A 17,382-nucleotide genomic window follows, 5' to 3' on the forward strand; every position below is an offset into this window, starting at 1 on the left:
GGTGTCCCTTCACCCCGACCTGCCGACCCCCGACCTGCCGACCCCCGACGTACCGGCCGCCGACGTACCGGCACCCGACGCACCCGACGCGCCGGCCGCCCGCCCGCCGATCTCCGGCCGCACCCGGCTGTTCGCGGTGCTCGGCGACCCGGTCGCACAGGCCAAGGCGCCCGCCCTGCTCAACCCGCTGTTCGCGGCGAGCGGCGTGGACGCCGTGCTCGTCCCCGTGCACGCCCCGGCGGACCGGCTGGACGAGGTCGTCCGAGGGCTGAAGGCCGTCGCCAACCTGGACGGGCTGCTGGTCACCGTCCCGCACAAGCTGGCGATGTGCGGGCACGCCGACGAACTCAGCGACGCCGCCGCCCTGTTGGGCAGCACCAACGCGCTGCGCCGCGAGCCGGACGGCCGCTGGTACGGCGACAACTTCGACGGCGCCGGGTTCGTCCGGGGCCTGGCCGCCGCCGGGCACCACCCGGCCGGGCTGCGGGTGGCACTGGCCGGCGCCGGGGGCGCGGGGCTCGCCATCGCCGCCGCCCTGCTCGCCGAAGGGGCCGCCGCACTCACCGTCACCGATCCCGACCGGGGCCGGGTGGACGCCCTGCTGGAGCGGCTCGGCACCCGCTGGCCCGGCCGCGTGGCCGCCGCCCCGTGCCCGCCCGCCGACGTCGACCTCGCGGTCAACGCCACCCCGCTGGGCCTGGACCCGGCCGACCCGCTCCCCTTCGACCCGGCCCCACTGGTGCCCGGCGCGCTGGTCGCCGACATCATCATGACGCCCGCCGAGACCCCGCTGCTGCGCACCGCCGCCGCCCTCGGCCTCGCCACCCACCCCGGCATCCACATGCTCGCCGAGCAACTGCCGCTCTACCGCTCCTTCTTCCGCCTTCCGGGGTGATCCCCCGTCCCTCCGGAGCCGGCCGACCCCCGTGGCCGTTCCCTCCCCCGTCCCCGGGAACGATCCAAACGATCATCCCACCAGCCGGTCGCCACCGACCTGACCACGCCTGATAGCGTGCCATCGCCGTGGTGTTCGGGAAACCGGTCTGAGTCCGGTGCGGCCCTCGCCACTGTTGCCGCGGAGTTCCGCGGCCCTCGCTGACCGGCTTTCGCCAGCGGTCAGGGCCACTGGGCGGGCTGGGAGAGCCGCTCGGGAAGGTCGGTCGCGGCGTGTTGATGCGGAAGCCAGGAGACCGGCCACGGCGCGACATGTTCCACGAGGGTTTTGGAGAACACGTGCCCAGCGGTCAGCCGTACCCGCATCCGGTCCGATCCATACGTTCCATGCGCTCCGCGCGCTCCATGCGTCCCGTACGTCCCACAGGTCCGACACGTGTCGGCCGGGCCGTCACGGCCCTGCTGTTCGTCGGTGTGCTCGGAGGGTGCGCGGGCGCCCCCGCGCCCGTCGCGTCCGGCGGGGCGACCGGAAGTGCCGCGCCGGTCAGCGTGGACAACTGCGGGACCACCGTGACGGTCGGCGCGCCGCCCGAGCGGCTGGTGACGCTCAACCAGGGTGCCACCGAGGTGGCCCTGGCCCTCGGCCTGCAGTCCCGCATGGCCGGTACCGCCTACCTCGACGACTCCGTCCCGGAGAAGTGGAAGGCCGCCTACGACTCCGTCCCGGTGCTCTCCAAGAAGTACCCGACGAAGGAGAACCTCCTCGCGGCCCGTCCCGACTTCCTGTACGCCTCCTACTCCACCGCGTTCACCGACAAGGTCGCGGGCACCCGGGAGGAGCTGCGCGGCCAGGGCGTCCCGTCGTACCTGTCCCCGTTCGGCTGCTCGGACAAGAACCAGGTGCCGCCGACGACCTGGCAGGCGGCGTGGGGCGAGCTGAACGACGTCGCCAAGGTCTTCGGCGTCCCGGAGCGGGCCGCCGCGATCCAGCGGCAGCAGGAGCAGCAGCTGGCGCAGTTCACGGCGACGGCCGCGGGCAAGGGCCTGAAGGTCCTGTGGTTCGACTCGGACACCAAGACGCCGTACGTCGGCACCGGCCAGGGCGGCCCCCAACTCGTGCTCGACGCCGTGGGCGCCCGCAACGTCTTCGGGGACCTGCCCGGCAGCTGGCAGAACGTGAGCTGGGAGAAGGTCGTCGCGGCGGACCCGGACGCCATCGTGGTCGCGGACGCCGACTGGGACACCGCCCAGTCCAAGATCGACTACCTGGAGAACGACCCGGTCCTGAGCAAGCTCACCGCCGTGCAGCGCAAGGCCTTCGTGACGGTGCCGTTCTCCGAGTCGACCCCCGGCGTGCTGCTCGCCGACGGTGCCGCCCGGGTGTCCGACGGGCTGGGCCGACTGCACCCGGCTTCATGACCACCGCGCCCCACCCCGTCGTGCGGCCCGCTGGTCCGGGCCGCGCGACGGCGGCCCTGGCCGTCGCCGCGGCCCTGCTCCTGAGCACCCTGCTCCTCGGCCTGGCCGTGGGCTCGCAGCACGAGTCGGTCGGAACGGTGATCGAGGTCGTGGCGCGCCGTCTCGGGCTGGGCGACCCGCCTGTGACGCTGCTGGACGACCAGATCGTCTGGCAGCTGCGGCTGCCCCGGGTGCTGGGAGCGGCCGCCACCGGCGCCGGCCTCGCGGTCTGCGGCGCGGTGCTGCAGACGCTGACCGGGAACGACCTGGCCGATCCCTTCCTGCTCGGGATCTCGGACGGAGCCGCCGCCGGCGCGGTCACCGTGATCGTCCTCGGCGTCGGCGTGACCGGCGCCGTGGGCACCGGCGCGGTGGCGACGGCGGCCTTCGCCGGCGCCCTGCTCGCCGCCGCCGTCGTCCTGGCCCTGGCCGGCGCCCGAACCCGGTCGCTGCCCACCGCCCGGACCGTGCTCGCCGGCATCGCGGTCGGCCAGATGTGCGGGGCCTACACCTCGTTCGTGGTGATGGTCCTCGGGGACCGCGACGCGGCGCGCGGGGTCATGGAGTGGACGCTGGGTTCGGTCGCCGGCGTGCGGTGGCCCACCGCCGTCTTCCTGCTGGCGGTCGCGCTGGTCGGTGTCACGGTCCTGGCCTCCTCGGCCCGCGACCTGGACGCCTTCGCCTTCGGCGAGACCGCCGCCCGCTCCCTCGGCGTCCACGTCGAGCGCACCCGCTGGGTCCTCGTCGCCACCGCCGCGCTGGTGACCGCGTGCCTGGTCGCCAACACCGGCGTCATCGGGTTCCTCGGCCTAGTCGTCCCGCACGTGGTCCGTCTCGTCTGCGGCCCGCGCCACGCCCTCCTGCTGCCCGTGTCGGCGCTGGTCGGCGCGTCCCTCCTGGTGGGCAGCGACGTCGTGGCGCGCTCGGTCCTCCCCGACCGGGAGATCCCCGTCGGCGTCGTCACGGCCGGGCTCGGAGCGCCGTTCTTCGCCTGGCTGCTGTGGCGCCAGGGGCGGGCCGACGGGAGGGCGCAGTGACGACGACGCCTGTCGGGCTGCGCGCGGAGGGACTCGGTGTCCGCATCGGCGGAGCCACCCTGCTGGACGCGGTCTCGATCGCCTTCCGCCCCGGCCGGATCACGGGCCTGCTCGGGCCCAACGGCGCCGGGAAGACCACCCTGCTGCGCGCGGTCGCCGGACTGACCCGGCCGAGCGCGGGCCGGGTCCTCCTGGACGGCGAGGACCTCCACGCCCTCACGGCCCGCCGGCGGGCACGACGGGTGGCCTTCATGGAACAGCAGGCGGACACCCGGCTGTCGCTGACGGTTCGTCAGGTCATCGAGCTCGGCCGCACGCCGCACCGCGGCCGCTGGCCCGTGCCGACGGACTCCGCCGCCGACGCCCACGAGCGGTCCGTGGTCGCCGACGCCGTCGCCGCAGCCGACGTCGGCCACCTGCTCGACCGCTCCTGGCCGACGCTGTCGGGCGGCGAGCGGCAGCGGGTCCAGCTCGCCCGGGCGCTGGCGCAGGAGCCCGACGTGCTGCTGCTCGACGAGCCCACCAACCACCTCGACCTGCGCCACCAACTCGGCTTCCTCGAAACCGTCCGCGGGCTGGGCATCACCACGGTCGCCGCGCTGCACGACCTCGAACTCGCCGCCGCCTACTGCGACGAGGTCGCCGTCCTGCTCGACGGCCGGCTGGTCGCCCACGGGCCCGGCTCCGAGGTGCTCACCTCGCGCACGATCGCGGAGGTCTACGGCGTCGACGTCACCGTGGAACGGCACCCCCGGCACGACAGACCGCACATCCGGTGGAACGGACTGCTCCACGAAAGGACGACGCCATGACCTCCCCCGCCCCGGATGCCCCCGCCCACCGCAGTGCCGTGGTCCTGGTCGGCATGTCGGCCGGGGAGGCCGTCCGCCGTGACGAACTCCTCCGGGCGGCGGCGTCGCACCGGGCCTCGATCGCGTTCCTGCAGCTGGCGGACCCGTCCCTGTCGGCCGAGCTGACCAGGCTGGCCGACGCGGGCACCGGGACCGTGGTGCTGGTCGGCGTCCGCCTCACGGATTCCGGCCCGGGCCAGTCCTGGCTCCGGCGGATCGCCGCGCACTGGTGGCGCGAGCGCGCGGGACACCGTCCCGAACTCCTCGTCGCCACCCGCCTCGCCGACTCGCCGGACGCGGTCCCCACGGTGGCCGCGGCGACGAAGGCCGTCACCGGCACGGAGCCCGGCCTCACCTCCGCGGCCTGGGAGGACGTGCCCGGCCACCGGCACCAGGTCATGGTGTGCCGCGGCCCGCGCTGCGCGGCCAAGGGCGTGGAGGAGGGACTGCGCGCCCTGGTCCAGGGACTGACCGAGCAGGGCCTCGGCGACGACGACGTGCTCGTCACCCAGACGGGCTGCCAGTTCCCCTGCAACCAGGCCCCCGTCATCAGCGTCCAGCCGGACGACGTCTGGTACGGCAACGTCGACCCGGCCACCGCCGCCCTCATCGTCACCGAGCACCTCGCCGGCGGACGACCGCTCGAGTCCCACCGCCTCCCCCGCCACCGGAGGGAGCGGGCGGACCACCACGACGACTGACCGCGGCCACCGGCCCGGGAGCGGCGGTCCGTACCGCGTGGTGCGGACCGTCGCTCCCGTCGTTGCCGACGCCGCGCACCGGCGCGGGCGGCCACGCTCCGCGACCCCTCCCGCGGAGCACCCCCGGGCGCGCGGCCGGGGCGGCGGCGGTAGGACGGATACGGACCCGGCCGGGAGGAGTGTCCGTGAAGATCGTCGTCGACCTCAACCGCTGCCAGGGCTACGCGCAGTGCGCGTTCCTCGCGCCCCGGGTGTTCGAGCTGCACGGCGAGGAGGCCCTGATATACACCCCGCAGCCCCCCGACGGGCAGCGGGAGCGCGTCCTGCGGGCCGCGGCGGCGTGTCCGGTGCAGGCCATCCTGGTCGAGGACCGCGCCGAGGCCGGGGCCGTCGGCCCAGACAGCCCCGGCGGGGAGGGCCGGTCCGGTGTGCGGTGACCTCCGGAGCGGCCGGATCGTCGTCGTCGGCGCCTCGCTGGCCGGGCTGCGCGCCGCGGAGACGCTGCGCGACGAGGGCTTCGCCGGGCGGCTGACCGTGGTCGGCGAGGAGCGCCGCCCCCCGTACGACCGTCCGCCGCTGTCCAAGCAGGTGCTGCTCGGGCGGGTGCGCGCCGGGGAGACCGCGCTGCCGCGCCGCCGCGAGGTGGACGCGGAGTGGCGGCTCGGCGTCCGCGCGACCGGCGTGGACGGGGCGGCCAGGCAGGTGCTGCTCGCGAACGGCGAACGGCTGCCGTACGACCGGCTGCTGATCGCGACGGGCACCCGGGCCAGGCCCTGGCCGGACCCCGCGCAGGCCGCCCTCGACGGGGTGTTCACCCTGCGCACCGCCGACGACGCGGCCGGGCTGGCCGAGCGGCTCGCGGCCGGCCCTCGGCGGGTGCTGGTGATCGGTGCCGGGTTCACCGGCTCCGAGATCGCCTCCGCCTGCCGGGAGCGCGGCGTGGCGGTGACGGTCGCGGAGCGCGGCCCCGCCCCGCTGGTCGGCGCCCTCGGCGGGGCCTTCGGCGCCTTCGCGGCCAGGGTCCAGCGCGCCCACGGGGTCGACCTGCGCTGCGGGGTGACCGTCACCGCGCTCCACGGCCGGGACGGTCGGCTCACCGGGGCCGAGCTCTCCGACGGCAGCCGGATCGAGGCGGACGTCGCCGTGGTCGCCCTGGGGGCCGTCCGCAACACCGAGTGGCTGGCCGACTCCGGGCTCGCCGCCGGTCGGCGTGGCATCGCCTGCGACGCCGGCTGCCGTGCCTTCGACATGTACGGGATCGTCACCGACGACGTCTTCGTCGCGGGTGATGTCGCCCGCTTCCCGCACCCGCTCTTCGAGTACCAGCTGCTCTCCCTCGAACACTGGGGCAACGCGGTCGCCCAGGCCGCGGTGGCGGCCCACAACATGGTCAACCCGGGGCCGCGCCGGCTGCCGCACCTGAGCGTGCCCGCCTTCTGGTCCAGCCAGTTCGGCCTCAACATCAAGTCCGTCGGCGTGCCGACCTTCTCCGACCACGTGGTGGTCGCCCAGGGCTCGCCGGAGGAGCGGCGGTTCGTCGCGGTCTACGGGTACCGGGGCCGGATCACGGCCGCCGTGAGCGTGAACCGGGCCAAGTGGCTGGAGCACTACCAGGGGCTGATCGAGACCGCCGCCCCGTTCCCGCCCGACTGGGTCGGCGTGGAGCCGCCGCCCTCCCGTACCCCCGTCCCGTCCGACGTGCCCGATCCGAAGGTGCTCTCGCACGGTCCCACCGTCGCGCTCACCGGTCACCTGCCCGACCGGCGGCTGACCTTTCGGCGCTGGGACGGCTGAGCACCGTCCCGGCGCCGCGGACCGCCGCCGCCACCCCCGAGGAGCCCGCCATGGCCACCACCGACACCCCCGGCAGCAGCACCGGATCCCCAGGCACGCTGTACCGCCGGATCACCGACTACGCCAACCGCGCCGACCCCTACCCCCTCTACGCCGAGCTGCGCGAGCACGGCGTGGCCCGCCAGGACGACGGCGGCTACCTGGTCGGCACCTACGACGAGGTCGCCGCGCTGCTCCACGACCCGCGGATCAGCTCCGACCGCCGCAACCGCACCGTCCCGGACGAGGTGCAGGTCGTCCCGGTCGCCTTCATCGGCCGGGACGACCCTGAGCACGAACGGCTGCGCAACCTGGCCATGCGGCCCTTCGGCCCGCCGCACGCGCCCGGCCGGGTCGACGCCATGCACGACGAGATCACCGCGATCGCCGGGGAGTTGATCGACGGGCTGCGCGGCCGCGACCGGATCGACCTCGTCGAGGACTTCGCCTACCCGCTCCCCGTCACCGTGATCTGCCGGCTGCTCGGGGTGCCGCGCGAGGACGAACCCCGGTTCCACGCCTGGTCCGAGACCCTGATCGAGGGCTTCGACCCCACCCCCGGCACCGACCCGGCCGAGCGGCAGCGGGTGGCCCTCCAGGCCCGGACGGAGATGGGGCTGTACCTCGGCGAACTCGCCGAGAGCCGCCGCGGCAGGCCCTCCGAGGACATGCTCTCCGCCTTCGTCAACGACCCCGGCCCGGACGGCGGCTTCACCACGCCTGAGCTGATGGCCACCGCCGTCCTGCTGCTCATCGCCGGGCACGAGACGACCGTCAACCTGGTCACCAACAGCGTGCTCACCCTGCTGCGCCATCCCGAGGCCCTCCAAATGATGCGCGAACGGCCCGAGTTGATGCCGGGCATGGTGGAGGAGGTGCTGCGCTACGAGCCCCCGGTCCAACTGCTGCCGCAGCGCACCGCGCTGACCGACGTCGAGGTCGACGGCGTCACCATCCCCAAGGGCGCGCCGTTGGTCCTGGTCCTCGCCGCCGCCAACCGGGACCCGCGGCGGTTCCGCGACCCGGACCGCTTCGACCCGACCCGGCAGGACAACCAGCACCTCGGCTTCGGCAGCGGCGTGCACAGCTGCTTCGGCGCGCCGCTCGCCAGGGTCGAGGGGCAGATCGCCCTCACCGCGCTCATCCGCCGCCTCGACGACCCCCGCCTGCTCCAGGACCCGCCCGTGTATCGCCGCAGCCCGATCCTGCGCGGGCCCCGCCACCTGCCGCTGGCGGTCTCCGGCATCACGGACTGAGCGTGCCGCCCCAGCCGTCCGGGCACCCTCAGTCCCGGGGGCCGGGCAGCGCGGCGTACGGGACGAAGGTGCTGGTGTGCTCGTCGACGGCCAGCGGTCGGCCGATGGCCGGGGCGGAGCGCTGCGGGCAGGCCGGGCGTTCGCAGACCTTGCAGCCGAGGCCGATCGGGGTGGCGGCCGCCTCGTCGCCGAGGTCCAGGCCGGCGGAGTAGACCAGTCGGCCGGCGTGCCGGATCTCGCAGCCGAGGCCGATGGCGAAGGTCTTGCCGGGGCGGCCCCAGCCGCCGGGCGAGCGGGTGACGGCGCGGGCGGTCCAGAGGTAGCGGCGGCCGTCCGGCATGGCGGCGACCTGGACGTGGACGCGCCCGGGGGCGGCGAAGGCGTCGTAGACGTTCCACAGCGGGCAGGTGCCGCCGGTGCGGGAGAAGTGGAAGGGCGTGGCGGACTGGCGCTTCGAGACGTTCCCGGCCCGGTCGACGCGTACGAAGGAGAACGGCACGCCGCGCAGGCCGGGGCGCTGGAGGGTGCTGAGCCGGTGGCAGACCGTCTCGTAGCCGACGCCGAAGTGGTCGGCGAGGTGCTCGATGTCGTAGCGGGCCGCCTCCGCCTGGGCGTGGAAGGCGGTGTAGGGCAGGACGAGGGCGGCGGCGAAGTAGTTGGCCAGGCCGATGCGGGTGAGCGCGAAGGCGGTGGATCCCTCCGGGCTGTCCTGGGCGGCGAGTTCGGACAGCAGGGAGTCGTGTTCCAGGTAGGCCAGTTGCGTGGCCATCCGGAAGGCCTGCTGGCCGGGGCGCAGCCGGTCGGACAGCCGGAGGGTCCGGGTCGGCTCGTCGTACTGGTGCAGTCGGCCGCCTCCGGTGGCGATCCGGACCCGGTGCCCGGTGGCGAGCCGTTCGGCCAGCACCGTCCTGACCTCGCCGCGCCGCAGGCCGATGGACGTCGCCAAGTCCTCGGCGGCCGTGTCGAGTTCGTGGAGGTAGTTCCGGCGGCGGTAGAAGAACTCGCGGACCTGCTCGTGCGGGGTGTGCGTGTCGACTCCGAGGCCGCGGTCCCCGGCGAGGACGGCGAGCTGCTCGGCGGCGTCCCGGCGGCCTCGGGCCAGGTCGCTCAACAGCCGTGCCACGGAGGGCAGTCGGGCGGCGAGCTCGTCGAGGTCACCGCCGGTGATCCGGCCGGCCGTGACCTCCTCGCCGAGCGCGTCGCGCAGTTCGGCGGTGAGCCGGGCACTGTCGGGCGGGGCGAAGTAGCCGGCCTCGACGCCGAAGGCCTCGGTGAGGCGCAGCAGGACGGGCACGGTGAGGGGACGGGCGTCGTGCTCCAACTGGTTGACGTAGCTGGGCGAGAGGTCGAGCAGCCGGGCGAGGGCGGCCTGGCTGAGGCCGCGCTCCTCGCGCAGGCGGCGCAGCCGGGCACCGGCGAAGGCCTTTCCCATGGTGTCGTTCTCCCCGCTGTGCGCATCGGTCGATCCGGCGCGGGCAGCCTAGCCGCAGCGCGGCCAGTCAGCCCTTCGCAACCTTCGCGGATTCACCGATGAGCGTTCGCAGAAGTTGGCCGCGGTCCACCGGTGACGGCGGCTCGGCGGGGGTGCCAGAGTCGGTGCTGCGGCCGGGAGGTGCGCAGGACAGCCGCAGAGCACCAGGTCGCTCGCGGTCCGGTGGGCTGTCCGGGCCTCCACGTCCCGCGGTGCGCCACCGCAGCCCGGCACCGTCCGGCCGCCCACTCGCCCTCGCGGTGAGGTGCGTCACATCCTTCGCAACGAGCAAACGAGCACCCTGGGGAGCAGGCCCATGACTCAGTCGGTCCGGCAGCAGCAGGAGCAGCAGGCGGCGGAGCTCGCCGCCCGGTGGGCCTCCGACCCGCGGTGGGCGGGCATCGAGCGCACGTACACGGCGGCGGATGTGGTCCGGCTGTCCGGGACGGTGCGCGAGGAGCACACCCTGGCCCGGCGCGGCGCCGAGCGGCTGTGGCGGCAGCTGCACGAGCAGGACTACGTCCACGCGCTCGGCGCGCTGACCGGCGGCCAGGCCGTGCAGATGGTGAAGGCCGGGCTGCAGGCGATCTACCTGTCCGGCTGGCAGGTCGCGGCCGACGCCAACCAGGCCGGGCAGACGTACCCGGACCAGAGCCTCTACCCCGCCAACTCCGTTCCCCAGGTGGTGCGTCGGATCAACAACGCGCTGCTGCGGGCGGACGGGATCGACGCGGCGGAGGGCAACGGCGGCCCGGACTGGCTGGTGCCGATCGTCGCCGACGCGGAGGCCGGCTTCGGCGGCCCGCTGAACGCCTTCGAGCTCACCAAGGGCATGATCGCGGCCGGCGCGGCGGGCATCCACTACGAGGACCAGCTGGCCTCCGAGAAGAAGTGCGGCCACCTCGGCGGCAAGGTGCTCGTCCCCACCGCCCAGCACATCCGCACCCTGAACGCCGCCCGCCTGGCCGCCGACATCGCCGACGTGCCGACCCTGATCGTCGCCCGCACCGACGCGCTCGCCGCCAACCTGCTGACCAGCGACGTGGACGAGCGCGACGCCCGGTTCTGCACCGGCGAGCGGACGGCCGAGGGCTTCTACCGGGTCGAGCCCGGCATGGCCCCGGTGATCTCGCGCGGCCTGGCCTTCGCCCCGTACGCGGACCTGCTCTGGGTGGAGACCGGCACCCCGGACCTGGAGCAGGCCCGGGAGTTCGCCGAGGCGGTCAAGGCCGAGCACCCGGACACGATGCTCGCCTACAACTGCTCGCCCTCCTTCAACTGGAAGGCCGCGCTGGACGACGACCAGATCGCCAAGTTCCAGCGGGAGTTGGGGGCGATGGGCTACCGCTTCCAGTTCATCACGCTGGCCGGCTTCCACGCGCTCAACCACTCGATGTTCCAGCTCGCCCGCGGCTACGCCGAGCACGGGATGACGGCCTATGTCGACCTCCAGGAGGCCGAGTTCGCGGCCGTGCCGGACGGCTACACCGCCGTGAAGCACCAGCGCGAGGTCGGCACCGGGTACTTCGACCTGGTCTCCACCGCGCTCAACCCGAACGCCGAGACGCTCGCCCTGACCGGCTCCACCGAGGCCGAGCAGTTCCACTGAGTCCGAAGGAGGCCGCCGGGCCCGAAGCGGGCCGCCGAGCCGGAAGGACAGCACCACCGAGCCACCCTGGCAGCCGCTTTGGGGAGCGGCCGCCGCCCACCCCGCCGCCCGGGGCCTCGTTGAGGGACGAGGCCCCGGGCGCCTTCCACCCGCCCCTGGAGCACCGGATGAGCCAGCCCAGCCGCATCGAGGTCCTCGGAGAACACGAGGACCGCTTCGACGAGATCCTCACCCCCGAGGCGCTCGCCTTCCTCGCCCGTCTGCACGACCGGTTCGCCGCCCGCCGCACCGCGCTGCTCGCCGAACGCGACCGGCGCCGCGCCGAGTTGGCGGACGGCGGCAGCCTCGACTTCCTCCCCGGGACCCGCGCCGTCCGCGAGGACAGCACGTGGCGCGTGGCCGGCGCCGGGCCGGGCCTGGCCGACCGCCGGGTGGAGATCACCGGCCCGCCCGAGCGCCGGATGACCGTCAACGCGCTCAACTCCGGTGCCAGGGTGTGGCTCGCCGACTTCGAGGACGCCACCGCCCCCACCTGGCACAACCTGGTCTCCGGGCAGCTCAACCTGGTCGACGCGGTCGAACGCCGGATCGACGACACCACCCCTGAGGGCAAGCGCTACCGGATCGGCGACTCCCCCGCCACCATCGTCGTCCGCCCGCGCGGCTGGCACCTCGACGAGCAGCACCTGCTGGTCGACGGCCGCCCCGCCGTCGGCGCGTTGGTCGACTTCGGCCTCTACCTCTTCCACTGCGGCAAGCGGCAGATCGAGCGCGGCAGCGGCCCGTACTTCTACCTGCCCAAGCTGGAGGACCACCGCGAAGCCCGGCTCTGGAACGAGGTCTTCGCCTTCGCCCAGGCCGAGTTGGGCATCCCGCACGGCACGATCCGGGCCACCGTGCTGATCGAGACCATCACCGCGGCCTTCGAGATGGACGAGATCCTCTACGAGCTGCGCGAGCACGCCGCCGGGCTCAACGCCGGGCGCTGGGACTACCTGTTCAGCCTGATCAAGAACTTCGCCCAGCACGGCCCGCGCTACGTGCTGCCGGACCGCGCCACCCTCACCATGACCCAGCCCTTCCTGCGCGCCTACACCGACCTGCTGGTGCGCACCTGCCACCGGCGCGGCGCCCACGCCATCGGCGGCATGGCCGCCGCCATCCCCCAACGCGCCCCGGAGGCCAACGCGGTGGCCCTCACCAAGGTGCGCGCCGACAAGGAGCGGGAGGCCGGCGACGGCTTCGACGGCTCCTGGGTCGCCCACCCCGGCCTGGTCGCCACCTGCCGCACCGCCTTCGACGACGTCCTCGGCGACCGGCCGAACCAGCTCGACCGCACCCGCGAGGACGTCGAGGTCACCGCCGCCGACCTGCTCGGCGTGCACAGGCTGTCCGCCGGCCTGCCGACCGACCAGGGGCTGCGCTCCAACATCGCCGTCGCCCTGCGCTACCTCACCGCCTGGCTCGGCGGTTCCGGAGCCGTCGCCGTCTTCGGGCTGATGGAGGACGTCGCCACCGCCGAGATCGCCCGCTGCCAGATCTGGCAGTGGCAGCACCACTGCACCCGGCTGACCGGCGGCTCGCTCGTCACCCCGGACATGGTGCGGCGCCTGATCGACCGGGAGCGCGCCACACTGCTCGCCGAGGGCGCCGACCCGACGCTGGTGGACGACGCGGTGCGGATCCTGGAGGACACCGCCCTCGGCGCCGACCTGCCCGCCTTCCTCACCACCGAGGCCTACGCCCGCCACCTCGTGCGGATCCGCACCGCGGCCTGAGCCGCCCCACCACGGAGGCAGTGCACCATGAACGACATCCGCCGCGTCGCGGTCGTCGGCGCCGGACAGATGGGCGCCGGCATCGCCGAGGTCTTCGCCCGCGCCGGGCTCGACACCGTCGTCTGCGAGGCCGGCCGGGACTCCCTGCGCACCGCCCGGGCCCGGATCGACCGCTCGCTGCACCGCGCCGCCGACCGCGGCCGGATCAGCGAGGAGCAGCGCACCGACGCCTGGGCCCACCTGCTGTTCGCCGACGACCTGGAGGCGCTCGCCGACCGCCAGTTGGTGGTCGAGGCCGTCGTCGAGGACGAACGGGTCAAGACCGAGGTGCTCACCACCCTGGACAAGGTGCTCGTCGCCGAGGACGCCGTCCTGGCCACCAACACCTCGGCCATCCCGGTCACCCGCCTCGGCATCACCACGGGCCGCGCCTCCCACGTCCTGGGGCTGCACTTCTTCAACCCGGCCCCGGTGATGCCGCTGGTCGAGCTGGTGTCCTCGCTGCACACCGCCCCGACCGTCCTCGACCGGGTGGAGGGCTTCGCCCGGGACGTCCTCGGCAAGCACGTCGTCCACTCCCGCGACCGGGCCGGCTTCGTCGTCAACGCCCTGCTGGTGCCGTACCTGCTCGCCGCGATCCGGATGGCCGAGGCCGGCCACGCCAGCCCCGAGGACATCGACGCCGGGATGGTCCACGGCTGCGCCCACCCCATGGGGCCGCTCCAACTCGCCGACCTGATCGGGCTGGACACCGTCGAGGCGATCGCCCGGTCGATGTACGAGGAGTACAAGGAGCCGCTGTACGCGCCCCCGCCGCTGCTCTCCCGCATGGTGGAGGCCGGACTGCTCGGCCGCAAGAGCGGACGGGGGTTCCACGCGCACGCCTCGGCGTGACGAGCGCGCCCCGCCGGTGCCCGGCTCCCGTCGCGGAGGGCCGGGAACCGGCGGGGCGGCGTGGTTTCAGACGGTGACGCGTCCGGGCGCTCCAGTTGCTCGGGGCACTCCAGCCCCTTCGGCTGAAAGGACGTCCGCCCGGTGGCAGTCCGGCCGGGGCCCCTGGTGCGGCACACCCGGCCCCTCCCGCCGCCGGGCCCGGTCGCGTTCCGCCCCGTCGAGGACGGCCCGGTGGACGGCGCGGGCCAGCCGGGAGCCCCAGACCGACCGCGGGCCGCCGAAGGGGTCGGCCGCCTCGCCGTCGACCGGGGTGCGGACGGCCACGCACACGGCGTCGGACGGGGTGCCCGAGCACGAGTAGCCGGCGTCCAGGAGGGCCTGCACCTTCGCCTCGGTGGCCGTCGCCAGCAGGTTCACCAGCCCCGCGTCGGCCACCGGCGCGGGCACGACCGCGAGGATGTTGATCGTCCCCGGGACGTACGGACCGGGCGGTGCCGCGGCTGCCGCGGCCCAGGTCGGGACGCCGATGCCGGTCGTCACCAGGGCGACGGCGCCGCCGTCCTCACCCCAGGTGCAGTCGTCGACCTCCGCGGCGGTCATCAGCCCGACACCCGGCCCGCGCAGGCCCTCGGCCTCCGCCAGCTCCGCCAGGTGCCGCTCCGGGTCCATCCGGCTGTAGCCGGGCCGGACCTGGGCGTTCACCACCCAGCCGCGCTCACCGATCCCCCCGCCCAGCACGCCGCTGCTGACCATCCGCCAGCCCGGGCCGGCCTTCCACACCAGCAGGTGACGACACGAGCCGTCCTCCGACCGCGCGGACCGGAGGACGGCGGGTCGCCGCGGCTCGGACACCAGGCTGTTCGCTGTGATCACCTCAGAGGCAGGGGGCGGTCGGGCCGGCCCGGTCCGGCGGCGAGGTGCGGTGATCACCGGCGGAGGAGGCCCTGAGGATCCTAGCCCGCGAGACCGGTCCACAGGATTCGCGGTTCAGCAGGCTCCACAGGTTCGCACGATCCGCAGGTTCGCACGATCCGCGGATTCGCAGGATTCGCGGATTCGCAGCCCGGAGCTGTCCGGATTCCGCGGATTGGCCTGCTGGATCCCCGCCCGCCGGCGCGGCAGCCTGGAGCGTACGAGCCCGTCAGGGCGGTCCCGACGCTCCCGAGGAGTCCCGTGATCGAGCACCACGTCCGCGTCCACCCCAGCGCCGACCGGCTGCCGCGAGAGGAGCAGCTTGCCTGGAAGCTGGCCGCCGTCGCGACCGCCACCGAGGAGCCGGCCCCGGCCGCCGTGGGCATGGCCGTCAACCGGGTCGTCGACAACGCCTCGGTCGCGGTCGCGTCGCTGCTGCGCCGGCCGGTGGCGGTGGCCCGGTCCCAGGCGCTCGCGCACCACGGGGCGCCCGGCGCCCGGGTGTTCGGCAGCCTGGCCAGGGTCTCCCCCGAGTGGGCGGCCTGGGCCAACGGCACCGCCGTACGCGAGCTGGACTTCCACGACACCTACCTGGCCGCCGACTACTCCCACCCCGGGGACAACATCCCGCCGCTGCTGGCCGTCGCCCAGCACACCGGGCGCACCGGCGCCGACCTGCTGCGCGGCATCGTCGCCGCCTACGAGGTCCACGTCGCCCTGGTCAAGGGCATCTGTCTGCACGCCCACCGGATCGACCACGTCGCGCACCTGAGCGCGGCCACCGCCTGCGGCCTCGGCGCGCTGCTGCGGCTGCCGACGGAGACGGTGTACCAGGCGGTGCAGCAGGCCGTGCACACCACGACGGCGACCCGGCAGTCCCGCAAGGGCGAGATCTCCAGCTGGAAGGCCTTCGCCCCGGCATTCGCCGGCAAGGCCGCGATCGAGGCGGTGGACCGGGCGATGCGCGGCGAGACCTCGCCCTCCCCGGTCTACGAGGGCGAGGACGGCTTCCTCGCCTGGATGCTCGACGGCCCGGACGCCGACTACACCGTGCCGCTGCCCGAGCCCGGCGAACCGCGCCGGGCGATCCTGGACACCTACACCAAGGAGCACTCCGCCGAGTACCAGGCCCAGGCGGTCATCGACCTGGCCCGGCGGCTGCGCGAGAAGACCGGGCCGCTGGAGCGGGTGCGCTCGGTGGTGCTGCACACCAGCCACCACACCCACCACGTGATCGGCTCCGGCGCCAACGACCCGCAGAAGTACGACCCGACGGCCAGCCGGGAGACCCTCGACCACTCGATCCCGTACATCCTCGCCGTCGCCCTGGAGGACGGCGGCTGGCACCACGAGCGCTCCTACGCCCCCGAGCGCGCCAACCGCCCGGAGACCGTCGCCCTGTGGCGGAAGGTCAGCACGGTCGAGGACCCGGAGTGGACCCGCCGCTACCACGACCCCGACCCGCAGCACCGGGCCTTCGGCGGCCGGATCGTGATCACCCTGGACGACGGCTCCGTCGTCGAGGACGAACTGGCCGTCGCCGACGCCCACCCGGCCGGCGCCCGCCCCTTCGACCGCCCCGCGTACCAGCGGAAGTTCCGCACCCTCACCGAGGGCGTCGTCACCCCCACCGACCAGGACCGCTTCCTCACCGCCACCGCCGACCTCACCGAGCTGACGACCGCCGGCCTCGACGAACTGTTCCCGGCCGTCGACTTCGAGGCCGTCCGCGAGTTCGACCGCACCCTGCCGAAGGGCCTGTTCTGATGCTGCACACCCGCACCACCGCCGCCGAGCGCCGCCGGGCGCTGCGCGAACGGCTCGCCTCCGGACGGCTGCTGCGCGTCCCCGGCGCGATCAACCCGCTCTCCGCCCGGCTCGTCCAGGACACCGGCTTCGACGCCGTCTACCTCTCCGGCGCCGTGCTCGCCGCCGACCTCGGCCTGCCGGACATCGGCCTGACCACCTCCACCGAGGTCGCCGCCCGCGCCCAGCAGACCACCCGGGTCACCGACCTCCCGGTCCTGATCGACGCCGACACCGGCTTCGGCGAGCCGATGAACGCCGCCCGAACCGTCCAGCTCCTGGAGGACGCCGGCCTGGCCGGGCTGCACCTGGAGGACCAGGTCAACCCCAAGCGCTGCGGCCACCTCGACGGCAAGACCATCGCGCCCCGCGAGGAGATGGTCCGCCGGCTGCGCGCCGCCGTCGACGCCCGCCGCGACCCCGACTTCCTGCTGATGGCCCGCACCGACGCCCGCTCCGTCGAAGGACTCGGCGCCGCGATCGACCGGGCCAAGGCCTACGTCGACGCCGGAGCCGACGCGATCTTCCCCGAGGCCCTCGCCGACGAGGCCGAGTACGAGGCGTTCCGCAAGGCCTTGGACGTGCCGCTGCTCGCGAACCTCACCGAGTTCGGAAAGACCCCGCTGCTGGACACCCGCACCCTGGAGAGCCTCGGCTACAACATCGCCCTCTACCCGGTCACCCTGCTGCGGCTCGCCATGGGCGCGATCGAGGACGGGCTGCGCACCATCGCCACCGAGGGCACCCAGGAGCCGCTGCTGCCGCGCATGCAGACCCGCTCCCGGCTGTACGAACTCCTCGGCTACGCCGACTACTCGGCCTTCGACTCGGCCGTCTTCGACTTCACCCTCCCGCCCGGCACCTGACCCGCACCGGAGACCA

General features: G+C 74.5%; 15 protein-coding genes and 1 riboswitch. Of the genes, 13 read left to right on the plus strand and 2 right to left on the minus strand.

Translation table 11 applies throughout. The annotated features are described in order from the left end of the window. The first annotated feature begins 1 nt into the window (after position 1). The 8 genes from ACFRQN_RS03460 (at position 2) to ACFRQN_RS03495 (ending at position 8,030) form a co-directional block, all read left to right on the plus strand. A complete protein-coding gene (locus ACFRQN_RS03460; RefSeq protein WP_380737895.1) occupies positions 2-895 on the plus strand; it encodes a shikimate dehydrogenase family protein in 894 nt (297 codons plus the stop codon). 112 nt (positions 896-1,007) lie between these two features. Beyond that, positions 1,008-1,214, plus strand: a riboswitch (cobalamin riboswitch). Positions 1,215-1,443: 229 nt separating this feature from the next. Next, positions 1,444-2,313: an ABC transporter substrate-binding protein gene (locus ACFRQN_RS03465; protein ID WP_380737897.1), complete on the plus strand. Its 870-nt coding sequence runs from the start codon at positions 1,444-1,446 to the stop codon at positions 2,311-2,313. Next, positions 2,310-3,389 (plus strand): iron ABC transporter permease, encoded by a 1,080-nt coding sequence (locus ACFRQN_RS03470; protein ID WP_074003446.1) that lies wholly within the window; start codon positions 2,310-2,312, stop codon positions 3,387-3,389. Before ACFRQN_RS03465 ends, ACFRQN_RS03470 begins: the two co-directional genes overlap by 4 nt. After that, positions 3,386-4,201, plus strand: coding sequence for an ABC transporter ATP-binding protein (locus ACFRQN_RS03475; protein WP_380737900.1), 816 nt, complete (start codon positions 3,386-3,388; stop codon positions 4,199-4,201). The genes ACFRQN_RS03470 and ACFRQN_RS03475 overlap by 4 nt, the downstream gene beginning before the upstream one ends. Continuing rightward, positions 4,198-4,941: a ferredoxin gene (locus tag ACFRQN_RS03480; protein WP_380737903.1), complete on the plus strand. Its 744-nt coding sequence runs from the start codon at positions 4,198-4,200 to the stop codon at positions 4,939-4,941. The genes ACFRQN_RS03475 and ACFRQN_RS03480 overlap by 4 nt, the downstream gene beginning before the upstream one ends. Before the next feature lie 185 nt (positions 4,942-5,126). After that, complete coding sequence (locus ACFRQN_RS03485; RefSeq protein WP_380737905.1) at positions 5,127-5,378, plus strand: ferredoxin; 252 nt, start codon at positions 5,127-5,129, stop codon at positions 5,376-5,378. Then, on the plus strand, positions 5,368-6,735 hold the full coding sequence (locus ACFRQN_RS03490) for an NAD(P)/FAD-dependent oxidoreductase (protein WP_380737907.1): 1,368 nt from the start codon (positions 5,368-5,370) through the stop codon (positions 6,733-6,735). Before ACFRQN_RS03485 ends, ACFRQN_RS03490 begins: the two co-directional genes overlap by 11 nt. A gap of 50 nt (positions 6,736-6,785) precedes the next feature. Then, on the plus strand, positions 6,786-8,030 hold the full coding sequence (locus ACFRQN_RS03495; protein ID WP_380737909.1) for a cytochrome P450: 1,245 nt from the start codon (positions 6,786-6,788) through the stop codon (positions 8,028-8,030). A 28-nt stretch (positions 8,031-8,058) separates the two neighbouring features. Here the strand turns inward: ACFRQN_RS03495 and ACFRQN_RS03500 are convergent, their stop codons facing one another. After that, positions 8,059-9,462, minus strand: a complete 1,404-nt coding sequence (locus ACFRQN_RS03500; RefSeq protein ID WP_380737911.1) for a short-chain fatty acyl-CoA regulator family protein — start codon at positions 9,460-9,462, stop codon at positions 8,059-8,061. Between the two features lie 355 nt (positions 9,463-9,817). Here ACFRQN_RS03500 and aceA point away from each other — a divergent pair, with 355 nt between their 5' ends. The 3 genes from aceA (at position 9,818) to ACFRQN_RS03515 (ending at position 13,782) form a co-directional block, all read left to right on the plus strand. After that, positions 9,818-11,110, plus strand: coding sequence for an isocitrate lyase (gene aceA / locus ACFRQN_RS03505; protein ID WP_074003451.1), 1,293 nt, complete (start codon positions 9,818-9,820; stop codon positions 11,108-11,110). A 167-nt stretch (positions 11,111-11,277) separates the two neighbouring features. Then, positions 11,278-12,888: a malate synthase A gene (aceB, locus tag ACFRQN_RS03510; protein WP_074003452.1), complete on the plus strand. Its 1,611-nt coding sequence runs from the start codon at positions 11,278-11,280 to the stop codon at positions 12,886-12,888. A gap of 27 nt (positions 12,889-12,915) precedes the next feature. After that, positions 12,916-13,782, plus strand: a complete 867-nt coding sequence (locus tag ACFRQN_RS03515; protein ID WP_074003453.1) for a 3-hydroxybutyryl-CoA dehydrogenase — start codon at positions 12,916-12,918, stop codon at positions 13,780-13,782. Positions 13,783-13,848: 66 nt separating this feature from the next. Here the strand turns inward: ACFRQN_RS03515 and ACFRQN_RS03520 are convergent, their stop codons facing one another. Further along, positions 13,849-14,655: an adenosylcobinamide amidohydrolase gene (locus ACFRQN_RS03520; protein ID WP_380737913.1), complete on the minus strand. Its 807-nt coding sequence runs from the start codon at positions 14,653-14,655 to the stop codon at positions 13,849-13,851. Between the two features lie 300 nt (positions 14,656-14,955). Between ACFRQN_RS03520 and ACFRQN_RS03525 the strand changes: the two genes are divergently transcribed. Beyond that, entirely contained in the window at positions 14,956-16,461 is a 1,506-nt protein-coding gene (locus ACFRQN_RS03525; RefSeq protein WP_380737915.1) for an MmgE/PrpD family protein, read from the plus strand. Next, positions 16,461-17,366, plus strand: coding sequence for a methylisocitrate lyase (gene prpB / locus ACFRQN_RS03530; protein ID WP_380737917.1), 906 nt, complete (start codon positions 16,461-16,463; stop codon positions 17,364-17,366). The genes ACFRQN_RS03525 and prpB overlap by 1 nt, the downstream gene beginning before the upstream one ends. Positions 17,367-17,382: the final 16 nt, after the last annotated feature.

Source organism: Kitasatospora sp. NPDC056800 (genome assembly GCF_042789775.1).
Lineage (GTDB): Bacteria > Actinomycetota > Actinomycetes > Streptomycetales > Streptomycetaceae > Kitasatospora.